Raw genomic sequence first — 9,461 nt, 5'->3', positions numbered from 1 at the left:
CCGGCTGCCACCAGCTCGGGCCACGGCCGGGCCAGCTGCTCCTGCACGCGGGCCAGCGCGGCCGAGGTGGGCCCGGCGTTGCCCTCGACCATCGCCGTCACGAGCGTGGGGTCGCTGCCGGCCACCCGGGTGCCGTCGCGGAAGCTGCCGGCGGCCAGGCCGAGGGCGAGGGGCCCGGCGTCGGCTGCCGCGGCGGAAAGGGCGGCGGCCAGCAGGTGCGGCACGTGGCTGATCGCGGCGACGGCGTCGTCGTGCTCGGCGGCGGTCACCGGCACGACCTCGGCGCCGACGGCCAGCGCCACCTCGGCCACTCGCAGCCAGCGGGGCAGCTCCGTGCCCGGCTCCAGGCACAGCGCCCAGCGGGCGCCGGCGAACAGCGCCGGGTCGACGGCGTCCGGCCCCGAACGCTCCGTGCCGCACATGGGATGCCCACCGACGAAGCGGCCGCCCAGCGCTGCGCCCACGGTGCCGAGGACCGGGGTCTTGACCGAGCCCAGGTCGGTGACCGTGGCGTCGGGGGCCACGGCCAGGCCGTCGAGCGCGGTGGCCATGGCCGGCAGCGGGACGGCGAGGACGACGACGCCGGACAGCTCGGTGGTGATCCGCACCCCCCGCGCGGCCGCGGCGTCGCGGGCGGCGGGGTCGACGTCCCAGCCGGCCACCGGCCGTCCCGCGGCGACCAGGGCGGCGGCCAGGCTGCCGCCCAGCTGGCCCAGGCCGACGACGCCGACCGGTGGGGCGGGCATGGTCGGGACGGGGAACTCGGGGGCCGGGGCGGCGCCGGGCTGTGCTGCATCGGCCATGATCACAGGCTATGACCCCCCGTTCCTTCCTCCTCACCCCCGAGCTTGCGGGGTACGTCCGCGCGTCGTCCGAGGCGCCCGACGCCGTGGCCGCGGGGCTGCTGGCGGAGACGGCGGCCATGGCCGAGCGGGGCGAGGCGCCGGCGTCCTTCCAGATCGCGCCGGAGCAGGGCGCGTTCATGCAGCTGCTCACCCGGGCGCTCGGCGCCCGCCGGGCGATCGAGATCGGCACGTTCACCGGGTACTCCGCACTCTGCATCGCCCGCGGGCTGCCCGACGACGGACGGCTGGTCTGCCTGGACCGCAGCGAGGAGTGGACGGCGGTCGCCCGCCGGTTCTGGGAGCAGGCGGGGCTGACCGACCGGATCGACCTGCACGTGGGGGAGGCTCTTCCGGCGCTGCGGGCGTTGCCGGCCGAGGAGACCTTCGACCTGGCCTTCGTCGACGCCGACAAGACCGGATACGCCGACTACGTCGAGGAGCTGTACGACCGGATGACGCCGAACGGTGTGGTGCTGCTGGACAACACGTTGCGCTCGGGGCGAGTGCTCGATCCGCGGTCCGACGACGACCGCGCCCTCGTCGCGCTCAACGCGGTCCTCGCCGCCGACGAGCGCTGGGAGACCGTGCTGCTCCCGCTGGCCGACGGCCTGACCGTCCTGCGCAAGCGATGACCGGCGCCGCCGAGCCCCGGTCGAGCTTCGCCGTCCGGGTCAGCCGGTCCGACGAGCGGTGGCGGGTGGAGCTGCTGGCCGAGGACGCCGGTGACGAGCTGCCGGTGCTCGAGCGGGCGCTCGGCGAGCCCGGTCGTGGTGCCTGGCCGCCGCCGTTCGTCCTGGTCGTGGACTCGCGGCTGTACTTCGTCGTGCTGCGGCACGGACCGGGCGGGATGGTCCGGGCGCTGATCTCCGACGCGACGATGCTCGAGTGGGTGCTGGCCGCCGAGGTGGTGGAGCGCTACGGCATCGGCGTGGACACCGAAGGAGCGTTCGACGACGACGAGTCGGGCTGGCCCGGGGGTGACCTCGACGTGTTCGCCGACGACGGGCTGCCCGCGGACGACCTGCGCCCGATCGTGACCGCGGACGACCTCTGGGCCGACGAGATGGTGCAGCGGATCGCCGCCCGCCTCGGGTTCGCCGACGAGCTGGCCGTGGCGGTGGCGCCGTGACCGTCTCGGCCGTGGTGTTCGACCTCGGCGGTGTGCTCACGGAGAGCCCGATGACGGCCTTCGCCGCCTACGAGCGCGAGGCGGGGCTGCCCGACGGGCTGATCCGGCGGCTGAACTCCACCGACCCCGACAGCAACGCCTGGGCCCGGTTCGAGCGAAACGAGCTCGACGTCGCCGGGTTCGCGGCGGCCTTCGAGGCGGAGGCCGCGGCGCTCGGGCACCGGCTTGACGCCTCGCGGGTGCTCGCCGCGCTGCGCGGAGAGCTGCGTCCGTCGATGGTGGGGGCCGTCCGGCGGCTGCGGGATGCCGGCCTGCCGCTGGCGCTGCTGTCGAACAACGTGGCGCCGATGGAGCGGACCGGGGAGACCGGTGAGCTGCTCGGGCTCTTCGACGCGATCGTGGAGTCGTCGGTCGAGGGTGTACGCAAGCCCGAGCCGGAGATCTACCACCGGGCGCTGACCCGGTTGTCCGAGGCGGTCGGCAGGCCGATCGAGGCCACCGACTGCGCCTACCTGGACGACCTCGGCATCAACCTCAAGCCGGCGCGGGCGCTGGGCTTCTCGACGATCAAGGTGGTCGAGCCCGGCCCCGCGCTGGCCGAGCTGTCGGAGCTGGTCGGCTTCCCGCTGGACGGTCCGGGATGACCTCGGCGGCGGCACACCCACTCGGCGCCCGCTCTGCCTCGGCCCACGCCGAGCGAGCAGCTGCAGAGTCTCGGCGGACGTGCCCGGGGGTCCATGGGGTGTGGGGACGACGGTCGGTCTCTGCCCACCTTGCTGGGCAGAGACCGACCCTCCGGGAAGGTGTCCCCCTCACCGGCCGGTCCGCCCCGCGCTCTGCCTCTGCGGACAGCTGTGACCAGAGGCAGAGGTTCCGGGGAGGCCATCCGTGAGCGTCGACGTCCACGCAGCGATGGGCCGCGCCCTCGAGCTGGCGGCCGCCGCGCAGGAGTGGGGGGACACGCCGATCGGTGCCGTCGTCCTCGGTCCGGACGGTGCCGTGCTGGCCGAGGCGGCCAACGAGCGGGAGAAGCGCGGTGACCCGACCGCGCACGCGGAGGTGCTGGCGCTGCGGGCCGCGCCCCAGGTGCACGGCGACGGCTGGCGGCTGACCGGCGCGACGCTGGTGGTCACGCTGGAGCCGTGCACGATGTGCGCCGGCGCGAGCGTGCTGGCCCGCGTCGCCCGGGTCGTCTACGGCGCCGACGATCCCAAGGCGGGGGCGGCGGGGTCCCTCTGGGACGTCGTCCGCGACCGCCGGCTCAACCACCGCCCGGAGGTCACCGGCGGTGTACGGGCCGAGGAGTCCGCCACGCTGCTACGCGCGTTCTTCCGAGCTCAGCGGGGCCTGTAGTCTCTCCGGCGGTGGCGTGTCCGAGCGGCCGAAGGAGCACGCCTCGAAAGCGTGTGAGGGCAACCCCCTCCGTGGGTTCAAATCCCACCGCCACCGCCACAGAAGTTCGGCGGCGTCCCCCGGTTCACATCCCGTGGGACGCCGCCGTTCGACGTCGGGGGACGCGACGTCAGACGGCGAAGTCGCTGTCCAGGATCAGCTGGCCACCGTCGCCGACGATGAACGTGAACTCGTGCGGGCCGGTCTCGCTGGTGCCGCTGGCGTAGACGAGCTCCATGACGGCGGTGGCCGTGTTCCGCCCGTCCACGGCCTGGATGTCGCTCAGCCGGACGTCGGAGAAGTCGCTCCAGTAGCCGACGTAGTTGTCCTCGCTGATGTTGGCGCGCAGCGTCGGACCGGTCCGGGCGTAGGCCGCGCGGGGGTCGGTCAGCACCTGCCGGTGGTAGTCCTGCAGGAAGGCGGTGATGTTGGCCGCCGACAGCGGGTCGGCCGGTGCCGGGGCTTCGTCGGTCACCGGCTGCTCGCTGGTCGTCTCCGCAGCACTCTCCGACGCCTCCGGCTCCGTCGACTCCGTCGGCTCCGTCGGCTCCATCAGCGCCGTCGAGACCGTTGGTCCCGTCGACACCGTCAGCGCCGTCGGCTCCATCAGCGCCGTCGAGACCGTTGGTCCCGTCAACACCGTCAGCGCCGTCCGCGCCGTCGAGACCGTTGGTCCCGTCGGCTCCGTCCGCGCCGGCAGCACCCGTCTCGCCCTGGGGACCCTGCGGTCCCGTGGCACCGTCCTGGCCATCGACACCATCCTGGCCATCGACACCGTCCTGGCCATCGACGCCGTCCTGGCCGTCGGCGCCAGCAGCACCCGTGGCTCCGGTCGCGCCCTGGGGCCCCGTAGCGCCGGTCGCGCCGGTCGCTCCGGTCGCTCCGGTCGCACCCTTGGCGCCGGTAGCGCCCTGGGGACCACGCGGGCCCGCGGGGCCGGTCTGGCCACGCTCGTTCCAGGTGATGACCCTCTCGGTGTACTTGCAGGTGGTCTTGGCGGCGTCGATGATGCGGACGTCCCCGGTGGATCGCATGTAGCAGGCGGTGATCGTGCCGTCGGCTGCGGGGACTGCGGCCTGTGCGGCGGTCAGGCTGCCGAGAACGGCGAGCGTGATGCCTCCGCCGAGGAGGACCTTCGTGGTCGGCCGCAGGCGGCCGGCTTTCGGTGCGAAGCGATGGGACACGGGAACCAGCTTTCGGTCGTTTGGGCTAGCGTGGCTCTCCGCCTCAGGCTCCCCGCCAGCCCGAGGGCGACCGTGGTGCTGGCAATTCATGGCCTCGCTACGGACGCTTCGTGCGGCCGATGACCAGGACCTTGCCCGAGGATCCGGTTCCGTCAATCGAGTGCGACTGGATATACCCTCAATTGGGTGGTCTTTCGTTTCTGCTGGTCCAGCAGTGTGACGGTCGTGGAGCATTCTGCATACACACCCGGTGCGAGCCGCTGAGCCGACACCAGACCAGGGGATGTCATGACGCACCGCGAGCTCCGCTCCGCCGCCCAGCAGCTGTCCTCCACGTCGATCCGGCCTGCGGCGGAGGGCGAGAATTGCAGCCTGACCACGGGAGGGGAGTGGGACGAACAGCTCTCCGATCGCCGAGCTGCGGCACTGATCCGAACGTCCGAGCACTCACAGGTCACTCGACGCAGTCGAGCTCTCGTCGTACTGGCCCTGCTCCCGCTAGGACTCGGCTTGTTCGCCTGTGGCACCGCGCCCACTGCGGAGCCTGCGTCCGACGCGGGCCCGGTCGCCACCTCCGCCGTCGAGGTTCGAGCCAACGAGATCTTCGCGTCCATCAGCGGCGATGCAGTCGAGCGTGAGGCGTCGCACTACCTGACCTGGAAGGACCTCAACGCGGGCTACGCCGACTGCATGCGAGCGGCTGGCCACTCGGTCGACCTCACGTTCCTGCCATTGTGGACAGGCTGGGAGCCGGACGCCACGTCGGCTTCGTGGATGGGGGCGCTGAACCGACCTCCCTCGGTGCACGCTCGGGCGATCGCCGCGTCGAGCCGGGCCGAGCTCGGGGACGGCAGGGTCTACAGCAACGCGTTCAACGCCGCGTCGGCGAAGTGCAACGACGGGGACACCGAGACGGTGGACCTCGGGAACATCCCGGGCCAGCCCGAGGGCGCCGCCGAGCTCACGGACGAGTTCAAGCAGCTCGTGCACGAGGTGGACAGCCGGCTGGGCCCCATCGACGTCTACACCGAGTGCATGGACGCCGAGGGGATCGACTACGCCAAGGACTCCGGCGGCGAGCAGGGACGACAGGGCCTGTACCGGTCTCTGACGGCCGAGATGCCGTACCCGCCGCTGCCCGGGACCGAGGAGCCGCCGGCGTGGTCGGACTACCTGCAGCGCGAGAGGCAGGCGCTGGCAGCCGACAACCGGTGCCGCAGAGATCGCTACGAGCAGGGCCTACGCGAGCTGGCTCCGCTGCTCGACGACTTCGAGGCGGCCAACCGGGCCGCGATCAGCGCCACCGACCGCGCGTGGGACGCAACGGTCGCCGAGGCGACGGAGGCCGGATTCCAGCCCGGCTGACCCAGAGCAGGGGAGGTGCGTTCCAGTGTGCCGATCAGGAGCCCCATCTCAGACGACGGCCTGGCCGAGGCCTAAGACCACTCCAGCCAGCGCGCAGACGCCAAGCGTGCGCAGGACGGACCAGCCACGCCAGAAGATGAGCGCGCAGCCCAGGGCGGTGACAGCGAGCGCCGCCCACTGGATCGAGTCGAGCACCGGGACCTCGAAGTTGAGCGGACCGGCGGTGACGCGGTCGGTGTCGTCGAAGAGGGTGTGGAGTGCGAAGAAGACGGCGAGGCTGGCGATGACTCCGACGACGGCGGCGGTGATGCCGGTCAGGGCGGTGGCGAGGGTGCGGTTGCCGCGTAGCCGTTCGACGTAGGGCGCTCCGAGGAGGATGAACAGGAAGCAGGGCACGAAGGTGACCCAGGTGACCAGCAGGGAGGCGATGAGGGCGGCGACCCAGGGGTTGAGGTCGCCGGGGGCGCGGTAGGCACCCACGAAGGCGACGAACTGGACCACCATGATGAGCGGACCGGGGGTGGTCTCGGCGAGGGCGAGGCCTCGGACCATCTCGCCGGAGGCGAGCCAGCCGTAGACGTTGACGGCTTGTTGGGCGACGTAGGCGAGCACGGCGTACGCGCCGCCGAAGGTGACGACGGCGGCACCGGAGAAGAAGAGGCCTTGGTCGACGAAGATGCTGGACCGGCCGAGGACGAGGGCAGCGATCGCGACCGGGGTGAACCACAGCACCAGACCGATGACGAGGATGGATGTGGCGCGCCTGCCGGACGGCCGTTCGGTGTGGAGGGCGTCGTCGCTGATGAGCGGGGCAGGGCCGTCGTCGGCCTCGACCTTCTTGGGCTTGGTGAGGTTGGGGATGGCCTTGCCGAGTGCCCATCCGATGAGGGCGGCGAACCCGACGACGACGGGGAACGGGACGGCGAAGAAGGCAAGGGCGACGAACGAGGCGACGGCGAGGCCGATGAGGGCGGGGTGTCCGAGGCCCTTCTTGGCGACGCGGATGACGGCTTGGATGACGATGGCGATGACGGCTGGGGCGAGCCCCAGGAACAGCGACTCGACCAGGGTGGTGTCGCCGAACGCGACGTAGATCCCGGACAGGGCGAGCAGGGCCACGACGCCCGGGAGGATGAACAGGATCCCGGCGATGAGGGCGCCCTTGACGCCGTTGAGGAGCCAGCCCACGTAGGTGGCCAGCTGTTGGGCTTCGGGCCCGGGGAGCAGGGTGCAGTAGGAGAGGGCGAAGAGGAACCGCTGCTGGCCGATCCAGCGCTTCTCGTCGACCAGGGTGCGTTGCATGACGGCGATCTGTCCGGCCGGGCCGCCGAAGGTCTGGAGCGAGATGGCGAACCATGCCTTGGTTGCCTCACGCAGCGGAATCACGTCGTGGGAGTGCTTCTCTGCCACCGAGGCAACCGATTCGGTGTCTGGGCCGGTGTTGGGGTTGGTGCTCATGTCGGGGTGTCCTTCCCGAGGATCAGGCTGCGCCGGTAGTAGTCGAAGAGGCCGTCGAAGACCGGGCCGGCGAGAGCAAGCACGGTGTCGTCGTCCTGGGTCATGGACAGGCCGCGTAGGACCACGTCGAGGCCGGGGGCTTCCGGGGCGTCGTAGCGGTCGTCTTCGAGGTCTGCTTCGTGGACGATCGCGGCGATGCGCCAGAGGACCGGGTCGGCCAGGTCGTGGCGGCGCAGGATGGTCTCGAACGTGCAGTCGTTGCCGTGGTGGCCGTATGCGACGCCGCGCATGTCGAACGGGGTCGCATCGGCAGGCACGTCGTCGGGGTCCGCGACGAACACGAACTCGGCGTCGGGGTCGATGAACCGGCGGATGAGCCAGGCGGAGGAGGCGCGGTCGATGTGGATTCCGGCGCGGGTCGCCCACCTCACGGTCGGTCTCCCAGAGTGGGGACGGGCTCGGCGGCGGACATCTCGGCTATCCGGTTGATCGCCGCCACCGCGTCGTCGCGTGCGGCGGGCGGGAAGTAGTCGCGCTTCTGGACGGTGCGGAGGTCCTTGCGCAGCCGCTTGAGGGCACGGGCGACCTCGGGGGCACTCGGACCCGTCTCCCATACGAGGGAGGCGCGGTCAGCGAGGTCGCTGTACTCCGCGGCTCGTGCCCACGACATGGCCTGGGCGAGCGCCCGTTCGTCCTTCCGTGCCAGCGTCTGGGCGCGCAGGAGCAACGCGGTGCCCCCGGCATCCACCACCTGGTCAGCCACCCACTCCAGGTGCTCTCGGGTCCGGGCGTCCTCAGGAAGCGCCACCACGCCGTCGCCGAGCTGTGCGACCCCGAGTGCGCGGAGCTTTCGCCAGATCGCGATGCGCGGTGAGGAGGGCTCGCGGGGGACGCGGTAGATGAGGACGACCCAGTCGAGCGCTTCACCGGTGTGTTTCGTAACCACGGTTACACACCGTGCTAGCAACGCGATTGGAAGTCAAGTATCCCGGTCGACTACCGAAGGGTGTCGTGGTGTCCGATGCTCCTGTGGGGCTGTGGTCGACGGCTGGTTGACGCAAGACCGCGACACTGGATACCGGGAGAGGCGCTGGTTGCGATCCGCACATGTTGACATAATGTCAGTTATCGGCTCCTTGGCAGGGTCGGCTTCCTGATCGCCGCCAGCTCGAGTCCCCGCTTCACGGCTTGCGTCTACGTGCGCTGACGTGGCATGAGCCGAGCGGGTGCGGCAGACTGCCGCGATGGCAGCGACGTACACCGGGAGCGACCAGTTCCGTGGAGCCCGCATCCACCTGTGTGACCTCGCCGGCCTCGAGGTCCGGGACTGCGAGGCCAGCGGTCTGAAGATCGTCGACTGCTATGGCAGCGACGTCTACCTCGGTGGCGACTTCGAGCGTGTCGTCGTCAACGACGTCGACGTGACCGCCTACGTCCGGGCCGAGCTCGACCGGCAGCATCCCACGCGGGTCCTGGCGCGGGACGCCGCCTCGCCCGAGGACTTCCGGGCCGCCTGGGAGGCCGTCGAGGCGCTGTGGGAGGCGACGCTCGACCGCGCCCAGCGGTTGCCCGAGGCCACCCTGCACGAGCAGGTCGACGGCGAGTGGTCGTTGGTCGAGACCCAGCGGCACCTGCTGTTCGCCAGCGATGCCTGGCTCGGCAATGCCGTGCTCGAGGAGGAGGCGCCGTACCACCCCCTGGGCTTCCCCGCCGGCGGGATGCCGTCCGAGGAGTCGGCGAAGCTGGGACTCACCCTGGAGGCTACCCCGACGCTCGAGGAGGTGCTCGCACCGCGGCTGGCCCGGATGGCCACGATGCGGCGTGTCGTCGGCGGGCTCACCGAGACCGAGCTCGACCGGGTGTGCGGACGCAAGCCGGCGGAGCCCTACCCCGACCAGGAGTACGTCGTGCGCCGCTGCCTCAAGGTGGTGTTGAAGGAGGAGGCCGAGCACCACCGCTACGCGGTGCGCGACCTCGCCGTGCTGGAGGCCGGTGCCTGAGCCGGACCGGCCCCGGGCGGTGCTCCCCCGGCGGCGCCGCTGGTGGGCTCAGGACATCAGACCGCGGGCGACGACTCCCAGGTAGGTC

Annotated in this window: 11 protein-coding genes and 1 tRNA gene; 7 read left to right on the top strand and 5 right to left on the bottom strand. The window is 71.7% G+C overall.

Features of this window, described 5'->3' with window-relative positions:
- The coding region (locus tag QZX64_RS05285; protein WP_295657546.1) for a prephenate dehydrogenase/arogenate dehydrogenase family protein at positions 1-803 on the bottom strand (803 nt) is incomplete at its 3' end.
- 11 nt (positions 804-814) lie between these two features.
- Here QZX64_RS05285 and QZX64_RS05280 point away from each other — a divergent pair.
- From QZX64_RS05280 to QZX64_RS05260, 5 genes are all read left to right on the top strand, one after another.
- The gene (locus QZX64_RS05280; RefSeq protein ID WP_295657545.1) at positions 815-1,477 is read left to right on the top strand and encodes an O-methyltransferase; all 663 of its coding nucleotides are present in this window, start codon (positions 815-817) and stop codon (positions 1,475-1,477) included.
- A complete protein-coding gene (locus QZX64_RS05275; RefSeq protein WP_295657543.1) occupies positions 1,474-1,974 on the top strand; it encodes a tRNA adenosine deaminase-associated protein in 501 nt (166 codons plus the stop codon). Before QZX64_RS05280 ends, QZX64_RS05275 begins: the two co-directional genes overlap by 4 nt.
- Entirely contained in the window at positions 1,971-2,618 is a 648-nt protein-coding gene (locus QZX64_RS05270) for an HAD-IA family hydrolase (RefSeq protein ID WP_295657542.1), read from the top strand. The genes QZX64_RS05275 and QZX64_RS05270 overlap by 4 nt, the downstream gene beginning before the upstream one ends.
- 268 nt (positions 2,619-2,886) lie before the next feature.
- On the top strand, positions 2,887-3,327 hold the full coding sequence (locus tag QZX64_RS05265) for a nucleoside deaminase (protein ID WP_295657548.1): 441 nt from the start codon (positions 2,887-2,889) through the stop codon (positions 3,325-3,327).
- Positions 3,328-3,337: 10 nt separating this feature from the next.
- Positions 3,338-3,426 (top strand) — tRNA-Ser (locus QZX64_RS05260).
- A 70-nt stretch (positions 3,427-3,496) separates the two neighbouring features.
- Here the strand turns inward: QZX64_RS05260 and QZX64_RS05255 are convergent.
- Positions 3,497-3,841, bottom strand: a complete 345-nt coding sequence (locus QZX64_RS05255) for a hypothetical protein (protein ID WP_295657541.1) — start codon at positions 3,839-3,841, stop codon at positions 3,497-3,499.
- A gap of 1,219 nt (positions 3,842-5,060) precedes the next feature.
- On the opposite strand from QZX64_RS05255, the gene QZX64_RS05250 reads away from it, so the two are divergent.
- Positions 5,061-5,915, top strand: a complete 855-nt coding sequence (locus QZX64_RS05250; RefSeq protein WP_295657540.1) for a hypothetical protein — start codon at positions 5,061-5,063, stop codon at positions 5,913-5,915.
- Between the two features lie 48 nt (positions 5,916-5,963).
- Here QZX64_RS05250 and chrA read toward each other — a convergent pair whose 3' ends face one another.
- From chrA to QZX64_RS05235, 3 genes are read right to left on the bottom strand one after another with little or no spacing between them, the layout of a single operon-like run.
- Positions 5,964-7,325 carry a chromate efflux transporter gene (gene chrA, locus QZX64_RS05245; protein ID WP_295657538.1) on the bottom strand — a complete coding sequence of 454 codons (1,362 nt, stop codon included), beginning with the start codon at positions 7,323-7,325 and terminating at the stop codon, positions 5,964-5,966.
- Positions 7,326-7,369: 44 nt separating this feature from the next.
- Positions 7,370-7,804 carry a chromate resistance protein ChrB domain-containing protein gene (locus tag QZX64_RS05240; protein ID WP_295657536.1) on the bottom strand — a complete coding sequence of 145 codons (435 nt, stop codon included), beginning with the start codon at positions 7,802-7,804 and terminating at the stop codon, positions 7,370-7,372.
- Positions 7,801-8,319, bottom strand: a complete 519-nt coding sequence (locus QZX64_RS05235; protein WP_295657535.1) for a Chromate resistance protein ChrB — start codon at positions 8,317-8,319, stop codon at positions 7,801-7,803. The genes QZX64_RS05240 and QZX64_RS05235 overlap by 4 nt, the downstream gene beginning before the upstream one ends.
- A 298-nt stretch (positions 8,320-8,617) precedes the next feature.
- On the opposite strand from QZX64_RS05235, the gene QZX64_RS05230 reads away from it, so the two are divergent.
- Entirely contained in the window at positions 8,618-9,373 is a 756-nt protein-coding gene (locus QZX64_RS05230; protein WP_295657534.1) for a DinB family protein, read from the top strand.
- Positions 9,374-9,461: the final 88 nt, after the last annotated feature.

This window comes from uncultured Nocardioides sp., assembly GCF_902805925.1.
Lineage (GTDB): Bacteria > Actinomycetota > Actinomycetes > Propionibacteriales > Nocardioidaceae > Nocardioides.
Note: the sequence above shows the minus strand (reverse complement) of the source record. Positions and strands in the feature narration are given on the sequence as shown.